Source organism: Aureimonas sp. Leaf427, assembly GCF_001425485.1.
Taxonomy (GTDB): domain Bacteria; phylum Pseudomonadota; class Alphaproteobacteria; order Rhizobiales; family Rhizobiaceae; genus Plantimonas.
Map to the genome: position 1 here is coordinate 1 of NZ_LMQW01000006.1, position 23,498 is coordinate 23,498.

Sequence of the window (23,498 nt, forward strand, 5' to 3'; positions counted from 1 at the left end):
CTGGAACATGCGCCGAAGGGCGACGTCGTCTACAAGCCCTGATCCMGGCGAACTGGCCGGCATCAAGCTGACCTCCGTTGCTGCGATCGCCAGCGGTTCCGCGCTCGGCCTCACCCCTGTCAACACCACCAACAACGTGGGTGTCGGCCAGGCCAAGCTGACCACGACGAGCCTGAACATCTCCGGCCTCGGCGCGACGGACAAGGTCCAGTTCTCGTTCAAGTTCGACGGCAGCTCGGCTCAGGTCTACGACGTCGCCAAGGGCGCCGATCTCGACGCGCTGATCGTCAACCTGAACGCGGCGTCCGGCTTCAGCACCTATGCGGTCGCCAGCAAGTCGGGCACGGAGCTCGTCATCACCGGCAAGACGCTGGGTGCCGACAAGTCGATCGAACTGACCAACGTGACCTACACGGACACGCTCGGTGCCTCGATCGAGCTGCCGACGGCGACGAACCTTCCCTATTCGGAGAAGGCCAAGCTGACGAGCGCCGCGTTCGGCGGTCCGGTCACGCTCGACGCCGATGACAAGATCCAGTTCGACATCGCCGTGGGTGGCGCTGCCTCGAAGCTGGTGACGATCGACAAGGCGACGATCGACGCTGCCCTGTCCAGCAACACCGGCACGATCGGCACGGCGGCGAACTACGTCACCGTCCTCAACAAGGCCCTGACCAATGCCGGCGTCACCGGCGTCGCGGCTTCGGTCGAGACGGTCGGCGCCGATGCCGGCAAGGTGATCTTCACCTCGACGGCACGCGGCTCGACGGCGTCCATCAAGATCTCCGACGCCGCGGCGACGAAGGGTGCGATGGAAATCTCCGTCGACACGATCGACATCTCCGCCGCGGCTCTCGCCGGCCTCGGCGCGGACTCCGGCGACAAGATCCGTCAGGCCATCTCGGCCTACGTCTCGGTCGTCAACACCGCGATCGGAAAGGTCACGACCGCGGCTTCGAACCTCGGTGCCGTGTCCAAGCGCATCGAGACGCAGACGAACTTCGTCGACACGCTGATGGACACGATCGACAAGGGTGTGGGCGACCTCATCGACGCCGATCTCTCCGAAGAGTCGACCCGTCTCCAGGCGCTCCAGACCAAGCAGCAGCTCGGCGTCCAGGCGCTCTCGATCGCCAATTCCGGCTCGCAGAACATCCTGCGTCTCTTCCAGTAAGTTACTGGAACGGAAACCGAAAACAGTCTGCGCGGCCTTTGATCCAAGGCGTCGCGCAGGCCTCGACGACCGGCGCCTTCCGAGCCTTCACCGGCGCGGGAGGCGCTTTCGTTCGTTCAAGGCCAGGTTGTTGCGGCCGCGATCCCTTAACGGCCCCTTAAGCCCCATCACGCCCGCACAAGCTTCGACCGCCAAATTGAGCCAGCAACGCATCGGTTCGCGGTAGGCAGGCGGCAGTCCATGGCAATGATCGGTGGCGCTCAGGCGCAACAAATTCTCGACAATCTCTCAGCGCTCGGAGCCAGGAAGCTCGGGGCGATGGCGATCATCGGGCTCCTCGTCGTCGCGGTGGTGGGCCTCGGCGCCTATTATCTCAGCCGTCCCGACATGGAGGTCCTTTATACGGGCCTCGACCGCCAGGACGTCTCGCGCATCGGCGCGGAACTGACCGAGGCGGGCATCGCCTTCGACATCAATTCCGCCGGCGACAGCGTTTCCACACCCTTCTCCCAGACCGCCGGCGCGCGCATGCTGCTCGCCGAAAAGGGTCTGCCGCGTTCCGAGAATGCCGGCTACGAGCTCTTCGACCAGATGGGCTCCATGGGCCTCACCTCCTTCATGCAGGAAGTGACCCGCGTCCGCGCGTTGGAGGGCGAGATCGCCCGCACCATCCAGACGCTGAAGGACGTGCGCGCCGCCCGCGTCCACATCGTCCTGCCCGAGGCCGGTAGCTTCCGCCGCGAATCGCAGAAGCCCTCGGCCAGCGTCGTCATCCGCACCGATGGCGGCCGCGACTTCGGCTCCGCCCAGGCCATCCGCCATCTCGTCGCCTCCGCCATTCCCGGCATGGACGTGGACGAGGTGACGGTCCTCAACACCGACGGCACGCTGCTGGCCTCCGGCGACGATTCGACCTCCGCCGCCCCCACCAAGCTGATCGGCATCGAGGGCGTCGTCTCGCGCAGCGTCGAGGACTCCATTCGCCAGACGCTCGCCCCCTATCTCGGCATCGCCAACTTCCAGTCGAGCGTCACCGCGCGCCTCGACACCGACCGCAAGAGCATCAACGCCCGCACCTTCGATCCCGACGTCCGCGTCGAGCGCTCCACCCGGACCGTCCGCGAGACCGGCCAGTCCTCCGACAAGCAGGGCAATCCCCCCGCGACCGTCGATCAGAACGTTCCAGAGGCTGCCGCCGGCACCGCGCCCGACGCCGGCAATCAGTCCTCCGAGGCCAAGGAGCGCCGCGAGGAGCTGACCAACTACGAGATCAACGAGACCACGACCCAGACGATCAGCGACGGCTACGACGTCAAGAAGCTCTCCGTCGCCGTCGTCGTGAACCGCAAGCGCCTCGGCGAGACGATCGGCGAGAACGCCACGCCCGAGCAGCTCGACAAGGCGCTGGCCGAGATCAAGGCGCTCGTCGTCTCCGCCTCGGGCTATACGGAAAGCCGTGGCGACCAGATCGAGGTCACGGCCGTCGACTTCGTCTCCAACGGCGAGACGCTCGAGCCGGTCGCCCCCGTCGGCATCGGCGAGATGCTGATGCGCCAGTCCGGCACGCTGATCAACGCGCTCACCATCCTCGTCGTCGCCGTGCTCCTCATCTGGTTCGGCCTGAAGCCGGCGATCCGCGCCATCGCCGCCCCGGCGAACGCGGCCAACGGGGAAGGCGGCTCCATCGAGCTCCAGAACGCCGGTCTCGGCGAGTTCGACGGCGCCATGGGCGGCATGCTCGGCAACGACCTCTCTTCCGGCATGGGCATCGGTGCCTATGGCGGCATGGACGCGGACCTTCTCGAAGACCTCACGCGGAGCCAGGCGAACTCGCCCCAGGCCCGCCTCGAGAAGCTCATCGACTTCGACGAGGTCCAGGCGGCCTCCATCCTGAAGCACTGGATTCACCAGAAAGAGGCGGCCTGATCCATGATCCCTCTCGCACAGTATTTCGCATCCAACGGCAGCGGCGAGGACTTCACCCCGATGGCCGCGGTTCCCACCCGCAAGGCCGTCCAGCGCCCCGCAGCCTCCGTCCAGCGCCCCGTCGCAAGCGCAGCGGCCCCTCGTCCGGCCGCGCCCCGTCCCGCCGTCGCCCAGCGCCCGTCGACCGCCGCGACGAGGCCCGGCACCCCGGCGCAGAAGCCGGCTGCCGCAAGCCCGCTGCGCGAGCAGGCTCTCCTTCGTGAAGCCGAAGGCGTCACGCTTCTGACAAACGGCCACGAAGGCGCGGCCCGGCAGCCGAAAGCGGTCGCTCAGCGCCCGCTCGACACCGTGTCGCCGCGCGTCATGACCGAGCCGCGCATCGCCCTGCGCATCGTCGAGGCGGAGCGGGCCGCCTGGGCCGACGAGCGCGAGGCGCATGCCGAGGAACTGGCCGAGGCCGTCGCAAAGGCGCGGGAGGAGGGGATCGAGATCGGTCGCCGTCTCGGCGGCGAGGACGCCGAAGGCTCGCTCGCCTCGCGCATCGAGGCGCTTCGCGCCGAGCTGTCGGAAACCCACGCGACGGAGCTCTCCTCCTCGCGCCGGACCTGGACCGAGGAGCAGGGCGACCGGCTCGCCGATCTCATGGTTCTTCAGATGGCGATCCTCGAGGAGACGATCAAAGTCAGCCTGTCCAGCGTCCTGCGCCCGCTCGCGCTCGATGCGCGGCGTCGCCAGACGCTGGAGGAACTCGTCGGCGCGGTGAAGACGATCGCGCTCGACGGCGCGGCCTACAAGATCGCCGCGAGCGGTCCGCAGGATCTCCTCACCGACCTTCGGGGCAAGCTCGGCGACCACGCCCGGCTCATCTCCTTCGAGGCCGACGAGACGCAGCCCGACCTGCGCATCGACGCCGACAACACCGTCATCGAGTCCCGCCTCTCGTCCTGGCGGCTTGCGTTGGAAGAGGCTCTCTCGTGAGCTCGACAGGTCCCGCGGCCCCGCTGCCGCCCTCCATCATCATCGTCCGGCGCAGCGGCGACGGCGAAGACGGCCATCACGGCGGCGCCTGGAAGATCGCCTTCGCCGACTTCATGACGGCCATGATGGCCTTCTTCCTGGTCATGTGGCTGACGAGCGTCTCCGACGACGCGACGAAGAAGCAGATCCAGCAGTATTTCAACCCGATCAAGCTGAACTCTTCGACGCCTCCGAGCACGGGGCTCGATCCGGGCGAAGCCGCGCCCGCCCAGCAAAGCGTCAAGACGGACACGGCCGGAGCGACCGATGCCGGCAGCGCGGATGCAAAGCCCCTCACCGGCGCCTCGACCGGCGGCACGGAGGAGGCGCTCTTCCGCGATCCCTACGCCGTTCTCGCCGAGATCGCAGCCGAAGGCGGAACCGGCTCCGATGCCGGCAAGCCCGGCGTGCCCGATGGCAGCGGCCTGCCCGGACTGAACGGCGGCGAGGCCTATCGCGACCCGTTCGATCCCAATTCCTGGCAGCTCCAGCCCAATGTCGAGAAGTCCGACACCGCGGCGGCGATGGAGCCCGCCGAGTTCGCCTCGAAGACGACCGTCGTCGAGGTCCTGCCGAAGACCGTCGTCGAGATGCCTCCGGCCCCCGCCGCGGAGCCGGCCAAGGATGCGGCCGAGCCCGCCAAGGATGCGGCAAAGGCCGAAGACGCGGCCGTCGCCGACGCCAAGTCGCTGCAGGCCGAGATCAAGGCCGCGGCGCCCAATGCCGAGGGCGTGCAGGTTTCGGCTGGAGACGGGGGCGTGACCATCTCGCTCGCCGACAGCCTGACCTCGGGCATGTTCGAGATCGGCTCGGCCAAGCCGACGCCGGCGGCGATCAAGCTCGTCGAGACGATCGCCAAGCTCCTCCAGGAGCGCAAGGGCGAGATCGTCATCCGCGGCCACACCGACGCGCGTCCCTATGCCGGGCCCGAATACGACAACTGGCGCCTTTCGACGGCCCGTGCGCACATGGCCTACTACATGCTCTCGCGCGGCGGGCTCGACGAAGCCCGTGTCGAGGCGATCGAAGGCTATGGCGACCGCCAGCTGAAGGATGCGGCAGAGCCCTTCAGCGCGGTGAACCGGCGCATCGAGATCCTTCTGAAAGAACCCGCGGCATGAAGACGTCCTGGCTCGGGGTCTCGGTCTCGGCGCTGGCTCTGGCTTGCGCCGCCCCGTCGGCGCGCGCCGGAGAGGTGTCGAGACCCGCGATCGACCGCTTCTCCACCGAATCCCTTCTCGCGCCGTCCTTCTCGATGCGCGCGCCGATCTCGGCCGCTTTCCTGCTCGGCGTGGATTCCATCAAGGATACCTCGCTGCCGGGCGTCGATCGCATGCGGACGGGCCAGATCTCCAAGCCCGGCGACATGGACGGCATGACGAGCGCGATCTTGCCGACGACCTCGGCGGCCGCCGTCGAGCCGGCGTCGGCAGAGGTGGTGCCGGTGTCGGCACCCGCACCTTCGGAGCCGGCAGCTGCCGCCCCCTCGGTAGGGACGGTCGAGCCCGAGGTCGCCGCACAGCCGGGCGAGGCCGCCCCGGAGGCCAAGGCCCATGACGAGGCCGCGCCCGCGGAGGCCGAGGCCCACCCGGACGAGCACAAGGCCGCGCCGACATTCGCCGAAGTGCGCGGCCCCGCGCCCTTCGACATCATCCGCACCATCCAGTTCCTGCAGGACCAGATCTCGCGCGGCAACGGGCGCGCGATCCGCGTCCAGGCCGCGCTCCTGCGCCGGTTCGGCCCCGTCTTCCTCGCCTCCGATCCGGAGGTCTGGAAGGACGGGCGCAATCGGCGCGCGGCCGTGCTCTTCGTCCTCAGCGGCGGGCCGCCGGAGGTCCTGCGCCGTCTGCTCCAGTCGGGCCATCTCGAGAACGATCCCGAGGCCCTGTTCCAGGGGGCGCTCTCCTATGTGCAGAACGATCTCGACAAGGCGCAGCGGCTTCTTTCCGAGGTCGATCTCAAGGGAATGGAGCCGGGCCTTGCCGCCCATATCCATCTCGTTCTTGGCCAGATGCAGCAGAAGAAGGACCCCGAAGCCTCGCTTCGCAATCTCGACCAGGCGCGGCTTCTCGCGCCGGGCGGGCTGATCGAGGAGGCGGCGCTGCGCATGGAAGTGCTGATCGCCGAGGACAAGGGCCTGCACGAAGCCGCCGACCGGCTCGCGCGCCAGTATTTCGACCGTTACGCCCGCTCCTCCTACTCGGCCAATTTCGAGGCGCGGTTCGCCGCCGTCTATGCCAGCCGGCAGGTCGAGGACCCGAAGACCTCGGTCGACACCGTTCTCGACGTCACGGCGCGGCTCACCCCGGATTCGCGCCGCAGCCTGCTTCTGGCGGTCGCCCGGCGCGCGCTCGTCGACGGCAAGCTGAGCCTGGCCGAGCTGGCCTCGGACGCGGCCGGCTCGATCGAGGGCATCGCGCCGGCCGAAAAGCAGCGCGCCGAACTCTACGCGACCGCCGCGCGCCTCGGCAAAGCGCCGACGAGCGATGCCGCCGCCCTGCTCGACGCGATCCGGCGCGACGAGCTCCATCCCGACGACGTCAAGCTGCTCGACGCCGCCCATTCGGTCATCGCCGGCATCGAGCGCCCGCTCGACGCGCCGGGCGAGGCGGAGGACGGCGATGCCGCCGAGGCGTCTCCGGTCTATGCGCGCGCCGAAAGGCTGTTGAGCGAGGTCTCCGACGACCTCGGAAAGGTTCAGAAGTGAAGATCTCCGTCGCCGTTCCCGTTCTCGATCTCGCCCCGCCCGCATCGACCTCGCCCGCCGACACCGGCGCAGCCGGCCGCGGCTTCGAGACGGCGGTTCGCGCCGTCGCCGAAAGGGCGGGCGATCGCGCGGGCGCGCCGGCCGGCAGCCCGCTGCCGCCGCCCGAGCGCGAGCGCGTTCCGGAAGGCCGCAAGGACGCCGCGGCGGCCGACAAGGCGCCCTCGTCGAAGAAGGACGAGGAGAAGGCCGACGACGACAAGACGCAGGCGGAGGCTTCGGCAACGCCGACGGCGGACCTTCTCGGCCGGCTCCTCGCCGGTTCCGGGCTCGCCGCGGCCGCGCAAGGGGGCCGAAACGCCAAGGACGAAGCCGCCAAGGAGGGGTCGGCCAAGCTGTCGGTTCTGTCCGATGCCGATGCGGCGGCGCTCGCGGCGGCCGCAAGCGCCGTGGCGAACGACGGCAGCGAGATCACGACCTTCGACGGCGCGCTCGAGGAGCGGCTCGTCATCACGCCGCTCGGCGCGGGCGGCACGGACGGCAAGGCCGAGGGCGCGGGCAAGAACCGGACCGGCGTCGGTCTGGAAGTCCTGCATATGGAAACCCATTTCGAGCCGCGCGTCGACGACGTCGTCCTCGTCGAAGGGGCCGTGAAGACCAGTCCGAAGGATGCGGGCGCTTCCGGCGACGCGCTGGGCGGCGTCCTCTCCACCATTCGCCTCGGTGCAGGCAAAAGTGCCGGGACGACGGAGCGGGCCGGCGCCGGCGAGACGAAGGATATGCCCATGCGCTTCGACGAGGCGCTCGCGCGCCTGTCGAACGGGGAGAGCGCGGCCGACGCCGACGCTTCCGACCGACGCGAGGCCAAGGATCGGCGTGCTGATGCCAAGGTCTCCGACGATGCCCGCCAGGGCGCGTCGCGGACGCGCACCGAGGTCGCGGTCGATGTCGAGACCACCGTCGCGACGCCTCTCGCCAGTTCCATGACGAGCCAGATCGCCGACCGCATCGTCGATGCCTTCCGCCCCTCGACGGGCCAGGAGCGCACCCCCGATGCGGCGCCGGGCTCGACGCACCTGCGCATGACCGCCGGCGGCGCGGCGCTGAAGACGCTGACCATCCAGCTCCAGCCCGAAAATCTCGGCAAGCTGGAAGTCTCCATGCGCCTCATCGACGGACGGCTGACGCTGGAGCTGGCCGCCAGCTCCGCCGAGACGGCCGTCGCGCTCGCCCATGACCGCGCCGGGCTGAAGAAGCTTCTGGAACATGCCGGCTTCTCCATGGACGAGGCGTCGATCTCGATCGTCGCGCGCGACTCCACCGCTGCGATGGCGCGCACGAGCGGCTCGCCGGATGCGGGCGGGCAGGGGCAGCAGGCCGCCTCCGGCGACGGGCGGAGCGGCTCGGACGCTTCGTCGGGCGGCGAACAGGGTTTCCAGCGCGGCTCCGGCTCGGAGGCGCAGGACCCGTCCGCCGGCCGGCGCGGTCGTCCACAGAGCGCGCCTCAGGCCAGCGAGCGGCGAGGCGCTTCAATCTTCCTCTAAGCCGACAGCCTGTCAGATTTCGGACAGTCCATTCAAGCCGGTGCGCCAACAGCGCGCCGGCTTTTTCCGTTCGCGAGACAGGGCGGCGCTACGAGCGTCATGGGATTGTCAAAGACAGCGGCATGACTTGGTTGTGATAAAACCCGCGCAAGTTGATATCGACGGTTGCTCGGACGGCATGTGACGTTTCTGTAACGGATGCGCACATGTGTGACTTTTCCGCATCGAATAGCGTCGCATGGGGCGCCGACTCTTGACAGGTCGGGAAAGGGGCTGCTTCGCGAGCTTTTCCGGGCCTTGCGGAACTTTTCCGAACCTGCCCACACCAGCTTCAAACCATTGAAAAGAGTGCCGGTTCGGAGTCAGTGGGTAAGGACCGGTTAACCATCTAGTGAGTTTTAGGGATAGCGAGTTTTTGCCTTAACCCGGTATCAATACATCCAGAGAAACCCAGACGGCGCAGGTGGATGTGATGATTGTAGTGGTCGATAATCGCGAACTGGTCACCAGCGGCTATCAGTCGCTTTTCGGAACCGAGGGCGTCTCTGCTGCCGGTTTCCAGGTCAACGAATTCCGCGACTGGGTCGAGACGGCGCCCGATACGGACATCTCCGCGGTCGAAGCTTTCCTCCTCGGCGAGTTCCCCGAGCGGTCCGCCTTCACCCGCCTCGTGCGCAGCCGTTCCTCGGCTCCGATGATCGCGCTGGCCGAGACCAAGGCCCTGACCTCGACCCTCGATCTCTTCGCCGCCGGGATCGACGACGTCGTCGCAAAGCCCGTCCACGTCAAGGAAATCCTGGCTCGCGTCGGCGCCATCCGCCGCCGCGAAGGCCAGAACGAGAAGAGCCGCACGACCGTCGAAGAGATCTGCGTCTTCGCCGACGGCCGCGACCCGGAAGTCGCGGGCGCCCCGATGATGCTGCCGCGCCGCGAGCGCCGCATCCTCGAATATCTGGTAGCCAACCGCGGCCGCCGCGTTTCCAAGCAGCAGCTCTTCTCCGCCATCTACGGCATCTTCGACGAGAACGTCGAAGAGAACGTGATCGAGAGCCACATCTCCAAGCTGCGCAAGAAGCTCAAGATGCGCCTCGGCTACGATCCGGTCTCCTCCATGCGCTACCTCGGCTACGGCATCGGCGTCTGAGGCAGGCAATCCCTAACGAAGACTAAACGGTTTCTCTCTCAAATATAGGCCTCGGATCGAAGACGATCCGGGGCCTTTTTGCTTGTGGTTGCTTAGAGTTCCAGGCCCTTCGCCGATCTCCAGCAGGTTCGCACAAGCTCCGGGACCTAATGATGCGGGACTGAAGACCCACGACCTGGAAGGGCGAACTGATGAGCATCGGCGGCATTATGCGCACGAGCGTGTCCGGCATGAACGCGCAGGCCACCCGGCTGAGCACGGTCTCCGAGAACATCGCGAACTCCGACACGACCGGCTACAAGCAGTCGCAGACGGAGTTCTCGTCGCTCGTCCTGGCCAACAGCGGAGCGGGCTACAATTCCGGCGCCGTCCAGGCGCAGGTCCGCACGCTCGTCAGCCAGCAGGGCGGCCTCAGCTACACCGGCAACGACAATTCTCCCAAGAAGCTCGACTTCGCCGTCGAAGGCCAGGGCTTCTTCGCCGTCGCGGACGGCTCGGGCGGCACCTACCTGACGCGCGCCGGCTCCTTCACGCAGATGGCCGACGGCACGCTCGTCAACGCGGCCGGCTACAAGCTCCAGGGCTATCCCGTCACGTCGAACGGCACGGACAACGTGCTGAATGGGTTCGCCGGCCTGAAGGACGTCAATCTCAAGACCTCGCTCCTCAGCGCCAATCCGACGACCGAGGGCCTGCTGACGGTCCCGCTCGACAAGAAGATGACGGCCCAGTCGGGAACCCACGCCACCTTCACGCCGGCCGTCCCGTACAAGGCCACCGCCGGCAGCGGCTCGCCGAACACCTACATTCCCGTCGCCAACGATTATCTGACCTTCAGCGTCAGCATCGATGGTGCTGCCGCCGTCCCCGTCGAGGTCAAGCCGCCCGCGGGGAAGTTCATCACCGACATCACCGTCTATGACATTCGCAACGCGATCAACGCGGAGCCCTCGCTGAAGAACAGCGCCTCGGTCTCCGCCGACGGCAAGCTGGTCCTCTCCTCGCCGAGCGACAAGCTGGGAACGACCAGCACGATCTCGATGACCGCGCCGGTGCAGATGCGGGCCGCGACGACAACCGCGATCGCCGCGAACGATTCCGCCTCGCTGGCTGGATTGGGCGTGATCACGCCCGCCGTCGCGGGCATTCCCGCGACCTTCCCCTCGCAGAACACCGCTCTGCTGCCCGTGGCGAACTCCACGATCAGCACGTCGCTGACCGTCTACAACAATTCCGGCGAAGCGGTGAAGCTGGACATCTACTACACCAAGGTCAGCGACACGCAGAACACCTGGGAAGTGGCCGTGTTCGACAGCCGCAAGGCGACGCCCAACACCGGGTCCTCGCCCTTCCCCTACGGCGCGTCGGGAGAAGCCCCGCTCGCGACGGCGACCCTCGACTTCAGCGAGGACAGCTTCAAGCTTCAGACCATCTCGGCCGGCGCCGGCGCCACCCAGACCGACAACAAGATCCTGAACATCGATCTCGGTCCGATCGGCGGACAGGTCTTCAAGCTCGATATCGGCGACACCACGCAGTTCACCGGCAAGACCCAGCCGCTGGCCGCCCGCGTCAACGGCAACCCGGCCGAGGTCATCAAGAACATCGCCGTCGGCGTCGATGGAACGATCACCGCCTCCTTCGCCTCCGGCACCACGCGCACCCTCTTCAAGGTGCCGCTCGCCATGGTCAACAGCCCCGATTCCATGCAGGCGCTTCCCGGCAACGTCTACGCGGCCGGCATCGAGTCCGGCACGGTCCTCATGGGCTTCGGCGGCTCGGGCGGCTTCGGCAACCTCACCGCCGGTGCGCTGGAAGAGTCCACCGTGGATCTCGCCAACGAACTGACCACGATGATCGAATCCCAGCGCAGCTACACGGCCAATTCCAAGGTCTTCCAGACCGGTTCGGAAATCCTGGACGTTCTCGTCAACCTGAAACGCTGATCGCCGAAACCTCCACGATCCGGCCGGGCACCATCGCCCCGGCCGGATCGTCACGACGCGACTTCGACATCTTCACCTCCGCGAGACCTCTCTCATGTCGCTTTCGACCGCTCTCGATACGGCCAAAACCTCGCTCGCGGCGTCCCAGGCACAGACCGCCATCCTGTCGCGCAACATCGCCAATGTCGGCGTCGTCGGCGCGACGAAGAAATACGCGAACGTCGTCACCGGGGCAGGGGGCGGGGTCAAGATCACCTCGATCGCCCAGTCGGCGAACGGCGTCCTCTACGGCAACATGCTGGAGGCGAAGGCCGCCGTCGGGCGCAGCAACGTCATCGCCAACGGCCTCGACCGGCTGAACGAGACGATCGGCGACACCAAGCTCGGCCGCTCGCCCGCCGCCATGATCTCCAAGCTCACCGCCGCGCTGAACACCCTGTCTGCGACGCCCGGCAATTACGAGCTCGCCCGCAACGCCCAGATGGCCGCTTCCGATCTCGTCACGACGCTCAACACGGCGTCCGAGACCGTGCAGACGGTTCGCCGCGATGCCGACAAGGAGCTCGTCAACGCCGCCTCCGACATGACGCGCATCCTCGCCAAGATCGAAAGCCTCAACAAGGAGGTGACGGTCGGCACGCGCTCCGGCGCCGACGTCACCGATCTCAGCGACGAGCGCGACCGGGCGGTCGCCGAGCTTTCGCAATATGTCGCCGTCACCGTGCGCACGCGCGGCGACAACGACATGGTGCTCTACACCGACAGCGGCGTGACGCTCTTCGAGACGACCGCCCGCAAGATCGAGTTCAGCCAGACGCCCGGCCTCAACGCTACGATCGCCAGCGGCAATGCCTTCCGCATCGACGGCATCCCCGTCACCGGCGACACCGCCTACATGCCGCTCAAGGGCGGCTCGGTCGCCGGCCTCGTCGCGCTGCGCGACGACGTGATGAACACCTACCAGGGCCAGCTCGACGAGATGGCGCGCGGCCTGATCGACGCGACCAAGGAGAGCGGGGCCGGTCTGCCCGACATCGCGGGTCTCTTCACATCCGCCGACCCGTCCGCTCTCGCGACCGAGTCCCGGCTCAACCTCGGCACCTTCGACGCCACGAAGCTGGCGGCGGGCGAGATCCTGTCCTTCGAGATCAGCTATGGCGGCGTGACCTACAAGGCGACGGGGTCCGCGCTGACCCCCGCCGAACTCGCATCCCCGACGGCCTTCGCCGCCAAGATCCAGGGCATGATCCAGGCGGCCGTTCCGGCCAACGATGCGAGCGGCGCTCCATTGGGCTCCGGCAAGATCAACGTCCAGGCGTCGGGTTCCGGTCGGTTGACGCTGATCGCGCCGAGCGTCGCCAGCTACAAGCAACTTTCCATCTCCAACATCGGCGCCTCCGCCGTGGCGAACGGGCCCGTGGACGCGACGCGGACCGGTGGCCTCGTCGCCGCCGCGACGGTGGCCGTGGCGCCGCCGACCGTCGTCGGCCTTGCCGCGACCTTGAAGATCGCGGACGGCGTCGTCGCCACCCCCCAGCTCATTCGCGACGGGGTGAACGGCGGCGGCTACGACTACAACACGAGCGATGCGGGCGGCTTTGCCGGTCGCCTCAACCAGATGCTGGGCGGTCTTTCGGCAACGCAGACCTTTTCCGACGCGAGCGGCGCCGACCCGACGGCCAGCGTCGCGGACTACGCCGCCTCGTCCATCAGCTGGCTCCAGGCGCTGCGCCAGAACTCGCTCTCCGAGTCCGAGTACAAGACGACGCTCCTGCAGAGCACAGAGACCGCGCTCTCCAACGAGACCGGCATCAACATGGACGAGCAGCTGACGCGTCTCACCGAGATCCAGCGCTCGTACCAGGCGTCCGCCAAGCTGATCACCACCATCGATCAGATGCTGGCGACCCTTCTCCAGAGCATCTGACGGAGCTTGAGACTTCCATGACCAGCATCTCGACCCTTGCCTTCAATGGCCAGACCCGCGTTGCGCTTAACCGTCTCCAGGGCGAGTTGAACGACCTGACGGTGCAGATCGCCAACGACGGCCGCTACGGCGATGTCGGCCGCACGCTCGGCCGCCTGACGGGCAGCGCCGTCAGCGCGCGTTCGGTGTCCGACGCCCTCAAGGAGCAGCAGACCTCGAACGCGATCATCGACCGGCGCCTCAAGACGGGCGAGGCCGCGATGGCGACGATGTCCGAGGGGGCGAATTTGCTTGCCAACAATCTGACCGGCGTCAGCATCGGGAAAGATTGGTCGGGTTTCATGTCGCAGGCCAAGTCAGGCCTTGCGGGAATGGCCAGTGCTCTCAACACAGCGGACGCCGGCGTCTACGTCTTCGGTGGCATCCAGTCCGAAAAGCAGCCGTTGGCCCCCGACTACACGTCGTCGGACGCAAAGACCGCGGCCGATGCCAACTTCAAGGCCTTTGTCCTCGGCGCGACCCCGAACAATCTGGTGAGCGAACTGACCGACGTTCAGATGAAGGCCTATCTGAGCAAGGACGGCTACACCAACGCCAACGGCACCTTCCGCTATGGCGATCTCTTCGACGACGCCGCCTGGAAGGGCAACTGGTCCGAAGCCTCGTCGGATCGGGGCGAGGCGCGCATCAGCGGCAGCGAGACCATTCGATCGGGCCTCTCGGCCAACGATCAGGCGTTCCGGAGCGTCGCCTCCGGCTACACGATGCTGATCGACCTCGACATCGCCAATCTCGGCGAGGGCGCGCGCACAGCCGTTCTCAGCGCATCCTCCACGGCCTTGCGCTCGGGCACCCTCGCCATCACCGGCATCGGCGCCGAGGTCGGCACGACGCGCAAGCGCATCGAGACGGCCAACACCGAGCTGCAGCGCCAAGAAGATATCATGACCTCCACCGTGGACGCTCTCGAGGTCGAGGACATCACCGTTCTCGGCCAGCGTGCCGCCAATCTGCAGACGAACCTCAACGCAGCCTACGCCGTGACGGCCAAGATCCAGAAGCTCAGCCTTCTCGACTACCTCTGATACGACCTCTGACCTTCCAGACAACTTAAGTGCGGACCGGAACGCTCGTTCGTTCGTCCGAATCGGGGAACACGCATGTATCAGTTCAGCTATGCAGAGGTCAGTCAGGAGAGCGGATCGACCGCGCGCGAGCGCGAGCGCGAGGCGCTCGACCACGCTCTCGACATTCTGCAGAAGGCCGAACGCGAGGGGCCGCGTTCCAAGGAGGCGATCGAGGCGATCTACGTCACGCGCAACCTCTGGTCCATTCTCGTCGAGGATCTCGCCAGCGCCGACAATGCTCTCCCCGAGCAGCTGCGCGCCGGCCTCATCTCCATCGGCCTCTGGGTCATGCGGGAGGCCGAAGCCATCCGCCTCGGCCAGAAGGAGAGCTTCCAGCCGATGATCGAAGTCACGACCATGATCCGAGACGGCCTGGAGTAGGATGCTATGACGACGCTTCGACTGTCCCTGCGAGCCGGCGAGCGGATCTTCGTCAACGGCGCCGTCATGCGCGTCGACCGCAAGACGTCGCTGGAACTGCTGAACGACGTGACCTTCCTCCTGGAAAGCCACGTCATGCAGGCCGACGACGCCAAGACGCCGATCCGCCAGCTCTACTTCCTCGTCCAGATGATGCTGATTGATCCGGCCGACGCGGCCGCCGCGCGCGACGCCTTCGACAAGACCTATCCGCTGCTTCTGGCCGCCTTCTCCAGCTCCCGCATCCGCGACGGGCTGATGGACGCCGCCGATCTCGTCGAGCGCGACCGCGCCTTCGACGCGCTGAAATGCCTGCGCGGCCTCATCCCGATCGAGGACGCGATCCTCTCCGCCGTGACGCCCGCCGCCGTCGAGCCGCGGACGCTCGAAACGCCTTTGGCCATGGGAGCCCGGTCATGACGACTGCCATTCAATCCACCGGCTCGGCGTCCACCGCCGAGAAGATCACCGCCTCGAAGACGGACGCCAAGCAGGCGAGCCTCGACTACGACGCCTTCCTGAAGCTCCTGGTCGCCCAGATGCAGAACCAGGACCCGCTGAACCCGACGGACGCGACCGAGCAGCTGAGCCAGCTCGCGTCCTTCTCCAATGTCGAGCAGTCGATCAAGGTCAACCAGAAGCTGGAATCCATGCTGACGCTCTCCTCGCTGACGCAGGCGGACGCGGTGATCGGGCGCACGATCACGACGGCCGACGGCACGGCATCGGGCGTCGTGAAGTCCGTCGACGTGACGGACGCCGGCGCGATCGCCAATCTCGTCGACGGCACGCGCGTCCTGCTCGGCGCCGGCCTCAAGGTCCAGTGATCCGATGAACGAGGCAGACGCCATCGACATCGTGCAGTCCGCCATCTGGACGGTCGTCATCGCCTGCGGCCCGGCCGTCGGCGGGGCCATGGTCGTGGGCATCGTCATCGCGCTGTTCCAGGCGCTGACGCAGATCCAGGAAGTGACGCTCACCTTCGTGCCGAAGATCATCGCGATCTTCGTCATCATCGCCTTCACGGCCTCCTTCACGGGTGCCCAGGTCTACGCCTTCACGCAGGAATCCTTCTCGCGCATCGAACACGGATTCTGACCTCGTCCAGACGAGCCTTGCCGAAAGGCCGCCGGTCCCTTCTCGGGCCGGCGGCCTTTCGCGTTCGGGACAGGTCCTGCGGCACCGTCCAGCCCGGCTCAAGCTCGCTTCTCCAGAAAGGGGAAAGGGGCAGACCGCACGAGCGCGCAGAGGCGCCGTCCGTCCGTCCCGGAGCATGATGCTCGAAAGGACGCGAGAATGACGGTCGACACGCTGAAGATCGCAGGGCCGGTGATCACGCCCAAGAGCCGCCGCGACATCGGCTTCGCTCTCGGCATCGTCTTCATCATGGCGGTGCTGTTCGTCCCGATCCCGGCCTTCCTCATCGATTTCGGGCTGGTGATCTCCATCTCGCTCTCGGTGCTGATCCTGATGGTGGCGCTTTGGATCGAGAAGCCGCTCGACTTCTCCTCCTTCCCGACCATCCTTCTCCTCGCCACCATGCTCCGCCTGTCGCTGAACATCGCGACGACGCGCGTGATCCTGTCCCATGGCGACGAGGGCCACAACGCGGCCGGCTACGTCATCGGCGGCTTCTCCGAATTCGTCATGGGCGGCGACTTCGTCATCGGCCTCGTCGTCTTCGTGATCCTCATCACGGTGAACTTCCTCGTCATCACCAAGGGCGCGACGCGTATCGCCGAGGTCGGCGCGCGCTTCACCCTCGATGCCATTCCCGGCAAGCAGATGGCGATCGACGCCGATCTCTCGGCCGGCCTCATCGACGAGCGCCAGGCGCAGAAGCGCCGCGCGGAGCTGGAAGAGGAAAGCTCCTTCTTCGGCTCCATGGACGGTGCCTCGAAGTTCGTGCGCGGCGATGCGATCGCCGGCCTCATCATCACCGCCGTCAACATCTTCGGCGGCATCATCATCGGCATCACCCGCCACGGCATGGACGCGGCCCATGCCGCCGACGTCTTCGTCAAGCTCTCGGTCGGCGACGGTCTCGTCACGCAGATCCCCGCCCTCATCGTCTCGCTCGCCGCCGGCCTCCTCGTCTCCAAGGGCGGAACGCGGGGCGCGGCCGAAAAGGCGATCCTGACGCAGCTCGGCTACTATCCGCGCGCCATGATGATCGCGGCCCTTCTGATGGCCGTTCTCGCGATCCTTCCGGGCCTGCCCTTCGTGCCCTTCTTCGTCGTCGCCATGGTGCTCGGCTTCATCGCCTACACGGTCCCGAGGAAGCGCGCCGCCGAGGAACTGCGGGTCGCGACGGAGCAGAAGAAGGTCGAGGACGACGCCGTCGAAACCGAGCGCCAGTCGGTCAAGGAAAGCCTGCGCATCGTCGAGGTCGAGCTGGTGCTCGGCAAGCAGATGGGCGCGCATCTCTCCTTCGCCCGCGACGATCTGGCCAACCGCGTCCAGAAGATGCGCCGCCGCTTCGCCTCGCGCTACGGCTTCGTGGTGCCGGAGATCAAGCTTTCCGACGACCTCTCGGTCGATCCGCGCTCCTACGAGATCAAGGTTCACGGCACGACGGTCGCCAATCAGGCGCTTCGTCTCGGCGACCTCCTGATCGTGCTCGGCGACAGCCCCGTGCCGGACATCCCGCACGACCTGACGCGCGAGCCGGCCTTCGGCCTCAGAGCCGCCTGGATCTCCGACACGTTCGGCGCGGCGGCCCGGCGCGCGGGCTTCGAGCCGGTCGACACGCTCTCGATCGTTCTCACGCACCTCTCCGAGGTCATCCGCAACAATCTCGCCCATCTTCTGTCCTACAAGGACACGCGCACGCTGCTCGACCGGCTGGAGCCCGAATACAAGCGTCTGATCGACGAGATCGTGCCGACGCACATGTCCTTCTCCGGCCTACAGGCGGTGCTGAAGCTGCTCCTCGCCGAGCGCGTCTCGATCCGCAACCTGACGCTGATCCTGGAGGCCATCGCCGAGATCGCGCCGCATGTGCGCCGGTCCGAGAAGATCGTGGAGCATGTCCGGGCCCGCATGGCGCAGCAGATCTGCGGCGATCTCCTGCACAAGGGGCAGCTCGGCGTCCTGCGCCTCGGCAATCGCTGGGACCTCGCCTTCCACCAGGCGCTGAAGCGCGACGCCAAGGGCGACGTCATCGAGTTCGACATCGATCCGCGCCTCGTCGAGCAGTTCGCCACGGAAGCGACCAAGGTCATCCGCGAGAAGACCGATGCCGGCGAGAACTTCGTGCTCGTCGCCTCGCCGGATGCGCGCCCCTACGTGCGCATGATGATCGAGCGCATCTTCGTGAACCTGCCGGTGCTTTCGCATCTGGAGATCGCGCGCGGCGTCGACGTGAAGTCGCTCGGCGCCATCTCATGAGCGCAGAGGCGACGGCGACGATCCTGTCGATCTTCCTCATCTTCTGCCGGATCGGCGCGTGCCTCATGCTGCTGCCCGGCTATTCCAGCGTGCGCATCCCGACCAACATCCGCCTCTTCATCGCGCTGGCGATCTCCCTGGCAATCTCGCCCGGCCTCCTGCCGGACATCCGGCCGCTGCTGGCCTCGGCCGGCGACGACATGCGCCTCCAGATGATCGTGACCGAGCTTCTGAACGGGGCGATGATCGGACTGCTCGGGCGCATCTTCATGATCGCGCTTCAGTTCGGCGCCAATTTCGTCGCCAATGCCATCGGCATGGGGCAGGCGGTCGGCGCGCCGATCGACGAGGCCGAGGCCGCATCCTCGATCGTCTCGCTGATCACGATGGCGGCGACCGTGATGATCTTCTCGCTGAACCTTCATGCCGAGGTCCTGAAGGCGATTCTCGCCTCGTACAGGACGATGCCGGTCGTGGACGGCTTCGCCGCCCGCAGCGGCCTCGTGCAGATCACCGACAATCTCGACGAGACCTTCCTTCTCTGCCTTCGGATTGCCAGTCCCTTCGTCGTCTATGCCGTCATCGTCAACTTCGCGATCGGCCTCATGAACAAGATGACGCCCCAGATTCCGGTCTACTTCATCTCCATGCCCTTCGTCATCGCGGGCGGCATGATGCTGCTCGGCGTTTCCATCGGCGACTTCCTGCGCATCTTCCTCGACAACTATCAGCGCTGGGTCTTTGCGGGATGAGCGGCGAACGCGAGCGCGCGCTCCGCCTCCGCCGCCTTCTGGACGTGCAAGGCCGCAAGCGGCAGATGGAGGAATGGCGTCTCGCCGCGCTCCAGCGCGAGGCGATCGCGCTCCACGAGACGAGCGCGGAGATCCTCGCCAGCCTCGGCGAGCAATGCGTCCTGAACGGGCTGTTCCTGGAGGGCAGGGCTTCCGCGCTGCGCCGCAACGAAGGCCTGATCGTGCGCAACCGCTCGGCGCAGGACATCTCGGAGGCCGATCTCAACGCGGCGCGGGCGATCGAGAAGCGCCTGGAACGCGAGGCCTCCGCCGCCGGCGAGGTCGCCGCGCGCGTCGAGGAGCAGTCCGATCTCCTGACGGCCCTCGACGACTATCTCGTCGCCCGCTCCGCAAGCTTCGAATAAGTCCGATTGGCTATTCAGGAAGCCACGAATTCGCCGCGTGCCCCCCGAAGAGGGCCTGCGGCGGCGGGCGGCGCAAGGGCCGTCGGGGAACCATCGATGACCTCTTCCGTCGACGCGCTCGCATCCGCATCCAAGGCCGCTCTCGCCGAGGCGCAGAACACCGTCGCCGCCGGCCGGACGCAAGGGGCGGCAAAGCTCTTCACCACCGCGCTCGACGCCAAGACCGCGACCGCCGCCATCGCCGAGACGGGAACCGGCGAAGCGGCCAAGCGCGTCTATCGCGGCTCGCGCTCGGGCGAGCTGACGCCGGAAAAGCAGTTCGAAAGCTTCATGCTCCGCTCCTTCGTGGAGGAGATGCTGCCGAGCGAGAACAGCGCCTTCTTCGGCGACGGCACGGCCGGCAAGATCTGGAAGTCCATGCTCGCCGAGCGGATCGGCGAGGAGATGGCGGCGGCCGGCGGCATCGGCATCGCCGAGATGGTCGCCAAGCATGCCGCGGGCGAGGTGGCCCGCGCGGCCGGCGAGACGATGAAGTCCGAAGCGGCCGCGGCCAGTTCCGCGAACGCGAAGGGCGGGCTGACCGGGCTCTGACGCCGGGAGGCCTCGAAGATCGCTCTTCGCAAGGCCGTCTGCGATCGTTCCCCTTCTCGGGACCTTCGCGAAATCTTCGACGGCCGGATGCGCGTGGCATTCCCGGCCGTTCTCAGGATGCGCTTCTCGATCGCGCGACAAGGATAGGAAGACCCAAATTGGAAGCGGTTCTCACCCAAGCCATCCAGCGTCTCGAAGCGGTTCTCGCGGGCGAGACCAACGCGCTGCGCGTCAATGCCGGCCTGAATCTCGCCGAGACGACCAACCGCAAGAACCAGAGTCTCCTGGAACTGTCGCGCATCTCGCGCGGCGTCGATCCGCGCACCGTCACCCCGGCGCTGAAGGAGAAGCTCGACGTGTTGCGCTGGCGGCTCGATGAGAACAGCCGGGTTCTGAAGCTTCACATGGCCGCGACGCAGGAGATCTCCAACCTCATCGCCCGCGCCATGGCCAATGCCGAATCCGACGGCACCTACGGTTCCTCGATCAAGGGCGTCAAGCGCGACACATGATCAAGATCATCGCCATCGGCATCTGGGTCTGCATCGCGACGCTGGGGTCCAGCTACGCGGTCGCCACCATGCAGAACTCGGCCGCCGCCGAAGAGGGCAAGCCGCCGCCGAGCTATTTCGTCGGCCTCGACTACAAGAAGACCGAGGCGATCACCGTCCCGATCATCTCGGGCGACATGGTGCGCGGCTATGTCCTCGCCACCTTCGTCTACACGATCGACGGGGAGACCGCCGCCGGCCTCGCCGTCCCGCCCGATCCCTTCATTCTCGACGAGGCCTATCGCGCCGTCTACGCCGCGTCCGACTTCGACTTCCAGCATCCCGAGCGCTACGACCTCGCCGCGCTCACCAAGTCCATCAAGACCGCGGTGAACGGGCGCTACAAGAAGGACGTGATCGACGACGTCCTGATCGACCAGTTCGACTTCCTCCCCAAGGACCAGCTCGGTCCGCCCGGGGCGACGCAGTAGATCGAGACGACATCGCCCTGGCAGTGCCGGGGCGATCTGCGTTCGGCGAACTCGCAAGCCTCCGCCACGCAAGCTGCGGCGGAGGCCGTGCAGGACCCGGCGGGCGGGGAGGGCCCGGGTTTCCGGGGCACGGCCGAGTTTCGTCAGGAACTCTTAACCATTCCTCGCGAGAGTCTCTTGCGAAGCGGTCCGCCCGGCTCCGTCCGCGGCGAGCCCTCAATCCATAGGTTTCCGATGCTCTCGACGCTGACCAACTACCGGCTCTACTCCAACGATATTGCCAAGTCCGTCGCGCGCGTTCAGGCGAATGCGACCGTCAAGCGCGACGAGACCTACTACAAGGACAATATCGGCAAGGTGAAGTCGGTCGACGATTTCCTGTCGGACCAGCGTCTCTACACCTATGCGCTCAAAGCCTATGGGCTGGCCGATCAGGCCTCCTCCAAGGGTTTCATCCGCAAGGTCATCGAGAGCGACCTCACGGACTCCAGCTCCTTCGTCAACAAGCTCAGCGACGCGCGCTACCGCGACTTCGCCACCGCCTTCAACTTCAAGGCGGGTGCGACCAAACCGGTCGCTCAGAGCGTCGGACAGACCGAATCGCTTGTCGAGGCCTATAGCGAGCGCAGCATTCGCGGCTCGGTCGTTGCCGCTCAGAAGACGAACTACTTCGCCGACCAGATGACCAAGATCACGTCGATCGACCAGCTCATGGCCGATCCGACCCTTTACGATGTCATCCTGAACGCCGCCGATCTCGACCCGACGACGACCTCGAAGAGCTTCGTCGAGGGGGTCTTCCGGCAGTTCGCGGGCGTGACGCCGCAGCCCGGCCTCACGGCTCTCGCCAATATCGCGATCCGCTTCAATTTTCAGGCGTCCGACGGCACCGTTCCCAGCAGCACGCCCGCGACGCCCGCTCTTTCTGCGGCCGATGCTCAGCTGGTGAACTACGCCTACTTCAACAACACCGGCAACACGGCAGGCGCCGCCTATGCGGCGCATCTATCGGCCTATTACGATACCGCGATCCAGAATGTGTCGGATGCCGCCACCATCACCAACGACATCCGCCTGTTCGAATATGTGACGACCGCCTACGGCTTCGATCCGAGCGTCGAGATGCCGAGCTACATCCTGAGCATCCTCAAGAGCGATCCGAACGATCAGACGAGCGCACTGGGCTCGCTCTCGGAGGCGACGTCGGCGGAGCGGGCGCGCAAGGGGCTTCTGACGGACCTCAACGCCGCTTTCAACTTCGCCACCACCGGCGCGTTGAAGCCGAGCTCGACCGCTCAGGATGCAGACCAGCTCAAGGCGACCAAGGACGCCTACTACAACAACTACAAGACGATCTCGGAGAAGAAGGATGCCAGCGCGGTCTCGACCTTCAAGCTGACCATCGCGAAGGCCAAAAGCCTCAGCGACCTCATGGCCTTCGATCCCGCCTTTGGCCGCGATGCGCTGAACGTCGCGCTCAGGGCCTTCGACATCGACCCGGCCACGACCAGCCTGACGCAGATCCGCGCGGTGCTGCAGAGCGACGCGTCCGATCCGAAGAGCTATGTGAACAAGCTCGGCGACGAGCGCTTCGTGAAGCTGGCTGCAGCCTTCAACTTCGATTCAGAGGGCAAGCTCCGCACCGAGCGCCTCGTCCAGTCGATTTCCGCGCAGGCGGCGACCGGCACGCTCTATGCTGGGACCTTCCAGAAGCCGTCCACCGAACAGAAGACCCAGATCACCGCCGACACCAAGGCTTATGTGGAGGGGATGGCCGACATCGACACGCTCGACCAGCTCCTGAAGTCGGGCAAGACGCTCGACTTCGCGCTGAAGGCCTACGGGCTCGACAAGGAAAAGCTCGACGCCACCAAGCTGCGCAAGATCTTCACCAGCGATCTCGGCGATCCCAAGAGCTACGTCTACACGCTGAAGGACAAGCGCTACGAGAAGCTGGCGGCCGCCTTCAACTTCCTGCCGTCCGGCGCCGTCCGACTCGAGACGACCGGCATCCAAAGCGAGGGGAAGCGTCTGTCCACGCAAAATCTCTATCTCCTCCAGACCCTCGAAGAGCAGGTCGGCGAGCAGAGCGAGGGCACGCGTCTCGCGCTCTACTTCCTGCGCAAGAGCCCGGACATCAAGTCGACGCTGAGCCTCCTCGCCGACAAGGCGCTTCTGGAGGTGACGAAGACGGCTCTCGGGCTTCCCGACAGTCTCTCGCAGGTCAGCATCGAGGCGCAGGTGAAGGCGATCGAGAAGAAGCTGAAGGTCGCGGACCTCCAGGACAAAGGCAAGCTGGACCGCTTCGTCGCCCGCTTCGCCGCGCTCTACGACCTGAAGAACAACAGCGGCGCCAACTCGCCCGTCATGGGCCTCTTCGCCCAAGAAACGGACTCGCTGACGTCGCTCATCGGGCGGTTCTGATCGCGCGAACCCGCCGCCTTCGTGCC

At 66.5% G+C, this 23,498-nt stretch carries 21 protein-coding genes; all 21 read left to right on the forward strand.

The annotated features are described in order from the left end of the window. On the forward strand, positions 1–1,174 hold a 1,174-nt coding region (locus ASG62_RS27515), incomplete at its 5' end, for a flagellin (protein WP_057180322.1). 246 nt (positions 1,175–1,420) lie between these two features. Continuing rightward, positions 1,421–3,100 carry a flagellar basal-body MS-ring/collar protein FliF gene (gene fliF, locus ASG62_RS05780; RefSeq protein ID WP_056689746.1) on the forward strand — a complete coding sequence of 560 codons (1,680 nt, stop codon included), beginning with the start codon at positions 1,421–1,423 and terminating at the stop codon, positions 3,098–3,100. Between the two features lie 3 nt (positions 3,101–3,103). After that, a complete protein-coding gene (locus ASG62_RS05785) occupies positions 3,104–4,078 on the forward strand; it encodes a hypothetical protein (protein ID WP_056689743.1) in 975 nt (324 codons plus the stop codon). Continuing rightward, positions 4,075–5,238, forward strand: coding sequence for a flagellar motor protein MotB (locus ASG62_RS27805; protein ID WP_056689740.1), 1,164 nt, complete (start codon positions 4,075–4,077; stop codon positions 5,236–5,238). The genes ASG62_RS05785 and ASG62_RS27805 overlap by 4 nt, the downstream gene beginning before the upstream one ends. Further along, on the forward strand, positions 5,235–6,824 hold the full coding sequence (locus ASG62_RS05795) for a hypothetical protein (RefSeq protein ID WP_056689737.1): 1,590 nt from the start codon (positions 5,235–5,237) through the stop codon (positions 6,822–6,824). The genes ASG62_RS27805 and ASG62_RS05795 overlap by 4 nt, the downstream gene beginning before the upstream one ends. Then, entirely contained in the window at positions 6,821–8,365 is a 1,545-nt protein-coding gene (locus ASG62_RS05800; protein ID WP_056689734.1) for a flagellar hook-length control protein FliK, read from the forward strand. The genes ASG62_RS05795 and ASG62_RS05800 overlap by 4 nt, the downstream gene beginning before the upstream one ends. A gap of 472 nt (positions 8,366–8,837) precedes the next feature. Further along, positions 8,838–9,509 carry a response regulator transcription factor gene (locus tag ASG62_RS05805; RefSeq protein ID WP_056689731.1) on the forward strand — a complete coding sequence of 224 codons (672 nt, stop codon included), beginning with the start codon at positions 8,838–8,840 and terminating at the stop codon, positions 9,507–9,509. Between the two features lie 191 nt (positions 9,510–9,700). Continuing rightward, positions 9,701–11,455 (forward strand): flagellar hook protein FlgE, encoded by a 1,755-nt coding sequence (locus ASG62_RS05810; protein WP_056689728.1) that lies wholly within the window; start codon positions 9,701–9,703, stop codon positions 11,453–11,455. Positions 11,456–11,549: 94 nt separating this feature from the next. After that, positions 11,550–13,382, forward strand: coding sequence for a flagellar hook-associated protein FlgK (flgK, locus tag ASG62_RS05815; RefSeq protein ID WP_056689725.1), 1,833 nt, complete (start codon positions 11,550–11,552; stop codon positions 13,380–13,382). Positions 13,383–13,399: 17 nt separating this feature from the next. After that, positions 13,400–14,467 carry a flagellar hook-associated family protein gene (locus tag ASG62_RS05820; RefSeq protein ID WP_056689721.1) on the forward strand — a complete coding sequence of 356 codons (1,068 nt, stop codon included), beginning with the start codon at positions 13,400–13,402 and terminating at the stop codon, positions 14,465–14,467. 75 nt (positions 14,468–14,542) lie between these two features. Continuing rightward, a complete protein-coding gene (flaF, locus tag ASG62_RS05825) occupies positions 14,543–14,890 on the forward strand; it encodes a flagellar biosynthesis regulator FlaF (RefSeq protein ID WP_056689718.1) in 348 nt (115 codons plus the stop codon). Positions 14,891–14,896: 6 nt separating this feature from the next. Continuing rightward, positions 14,897–15,349, forward strand: a complete 453-nt coding sequence (flbT, locus tag ASG62_RS05830; protein WP_056689715.1) for a flagellar biosynthesis repressor FlbT — start codon at positions 14,897–14,899, stop codon at positions 15,347–15,349. After that, on the forward strand, positions 15,346–15,756 hold the full coding sequence (gene flgD / locus ASG62_RS05835) for a flagellar hook assembly protein FlgD (protein WP_056689712.1): 411 nt from the start codon (positions 15,346–15,348) through the stop codon (positions 15,754–15,756). Before flbT ends, flgD begins: the two co-directional genes overlap by 4 nt. A 4-nt stretch (positions 15,757–15,760) precedes the next feature. Beyond that, positions 15,761–16,027, forward strand: a complete 267-nt coding sequence (gene fliQ / locus ASG62_RS05840; protein ID WP_056689709.1) for a flagellar biosynthesis protein FliQ — start codon at positions 15,761–15,763, stop codon at positions 16,025–16,027. A gap of 198 nt (positions 16,028–16,225) precedes the next feature. Then, positions 16,226–18,319 (forward strand): flagellar biosynthesis protein FlhA, encoded by a 2,094-nt coding sequence (gene flhA, locus ASG62_RS05845; RefSeq protein WP_056689706.1) that lies wholly within the window; start codon positions 16,226–16,228, stop codon positions 18,317–18,319. Then, positions 18,316–19,071, forward strand: a complete 756-nt coding sequence (locus ASG62_RS05850; protein WP_056689703.1) for a flagellar biosynthetic protein FliR — start codon at positions 18,316–18,318, stop codon at positions 19,069–19,071. Before flhA ends, ASG62_RS05850 begins: the two co-directional genes overlap by 4 nt. Further along, positions 19,068–19,475 carry a hypothetical protein gene (locus ASG62_RS05855; RefSeq protein ID WP_056689701.1) on the forward strand — a complete coding sequence of 136 codons (408 nt, stop codon included), beginning with the start codon at positions 19,068–19,070 and terminating at the stop codon, positions 19,473–19,475. The genes ASG62_RS05850 and ASG62_RS05855 overlap by 4 nt, the downstream gene beginning before the upstream one ends. A 96-nt stretch (positions 19,476–19,571) precedes the next feature. Next, complete coding sequence (locus ASG62_RS05860; RefSeq protein WP_056689698.1) at positions 19,572–20,066, forward strand: rod-binding protein; 495 nt, start codon at positions 19,572–19,574, stop codon at positions 20,064–20,066. A gap of 158 nt (positions 20,067–20,224) precedes the next feature. Then, complete coding sequence (locus ASG62_RS05865; protein ID WP_056689695.1) at positions 20,225–20,578, forward strand: hypothetical protein; 354 nt, start codon at positions 20,225–20,227, stop codon at positions 20,576–20,578. Next, positions 20,575–21,048 carry a hypothetical protein gene (locus tag ASG62_RS05870; RefSeq protein ID WP_056689692.1) on the forward strand — a complete coding sequence of 158 codons (474 nt, stop codon included), beginning with the start codon at positions 20,575–20,577 and terminating at the stop codon, positions 21,046–21,048. Before ASG62_RS05865 ends, ASG62_RS05870 begins: the two co-directional genes overlap by 4 nt. A 234-nt stretch (positions 21,049–21,282) precedes the next feature. Then, positions 21,283–23,472: a DUF1217 domain-containing protein gene (locus ASG62_RS05875; protein WP_056689688.1), complete on the forward strand. Its 2,190-nt coding sequence runs from the start codon at positions 21,283–21,285 to the stop codon at positions 23,470–23,472. The last annotated feature ends 26 nt before the right edge of the window (positions 23,473–23,498 follow it).

Excerpts from the sequence above, each read along its gene's own strand:
- fliF (WP_056689746.1), top strand. The coding sequence starts at position 1,421 with ATGATCGGTGGCGCTCAGGCGCAACAAATTCTCGACAATCTCTCAGCG.
- ASG62_RS05785 (WP_056689743.1), top strand. The coding sequence starts at position 3,104 with ATGATCCCTCTCGCACAGTATTTCGCATCCAACGGCAGCGGCGAGGAC.
- ASG62_RS05795 (WP_056689737.1), top strand. The coding sequence starts at position 5,235 with ATGAAGACGTCCTGGCTCGGGGTCTCGGTCTCGGCGCTGGCTCTGGCT.
- ASG62_RS05805 (WP_056689731.1), top strand. The coding sequence starts at position 8,838 with ATGATTGTAGTGGTCGATAATCGCGAACTGGTCACCAGCGGCTATCAG.
- ASG62_RS05810 (WP_056689728.1), top strand. The coding sequence starts at position 9,701 with ATGAGCATCGGCGGCATTATGCGCACGAGCGTGTCCGGCATGAACGCG.
- flgK (WP_056689725.1), top strand. The coding sequence starts at position 11,550 with ATGTCGCTTTCGACCGCTCTCGATACGGCCAAAACCTCGCTCGCGGCG.
- ASG62_RS05820 (WP_056689721.1), top strand. The coding sequence starts at position 13,400 with ATGACCAGCATCTCGACCCTTGCCTTCAATGGCCAGACCCGCGTTGCG.
- flaF (WP_056689718.1), top strand. The coding sequence starts at position 14,543 with ATGTATCAGTTCAGCTATGCAGAGGTCAGTCAGGAGAGCGGATCGACC.
- flbT (WP_056689715.1), top strand. The coding sequence starts at position 14,897 with ATGACGACGCTTCGACTGTCCCTGCGAGCCGGCGAGCGGATCTTCGTC.
- flgD (WP_056689712.1), top strand. The coding sequence starts at position 15,346 with ATGACGACTGCCATTCAATCCACCGGCTCGGCGTCCACCGCCGAGAAG.
- fliQ (WP_056689709.1), top strand. The coding sequence starts at position 15,761 with ATGAACGAGGCAGACGCCATCGACATCGTGCAGTCCGCCATCTGGACG.
- flhA (WP_056689706.1), top strand. The coding sequence starts at position 16,226 with ATGACGGTCGACACGCTGAAGATCGCAGGGCCGGTGATCACGCCCAAG.
- ASG62_RS05850 (WP_056689703.1), top strand. The coding sequence starts at position 18,316 with ATGAGCGCAGAGGCGACGGCGACGATCCTGTCGATCTTCCTCATCTTC.
- ASG62_RS05855 (WP_056689701.1), top strand. The coding sequence starts at position 19,068 with ATGAGCGGCGAACGCGAGCGCGCGCTCCGCCTCCGCCGCCTTCTGGAC.
- ASG62_RS05860 (WP_056689698.1), top strand. The coding sequence starts at position 19,572 with ATGACCTCTTCCGTCGACGCGCTCGCATCCGCATCCAAGGCCGCTCTC.
- ASG62_RS05870 (WP_056689692.1), top strand. The coding sequence starts at position 20,575 with ATGATCAAGATCATCGCCATCGGCATCTGGGTCTGCATCGCGACGCTG.
- ASG62_RS05875 (WP_056689688.1), top strand. The coding sequence starts at position 21,283 with ATGCTCTCGACGCTGACCAACTACCGGCTCTACTCCAACGATATTGCC.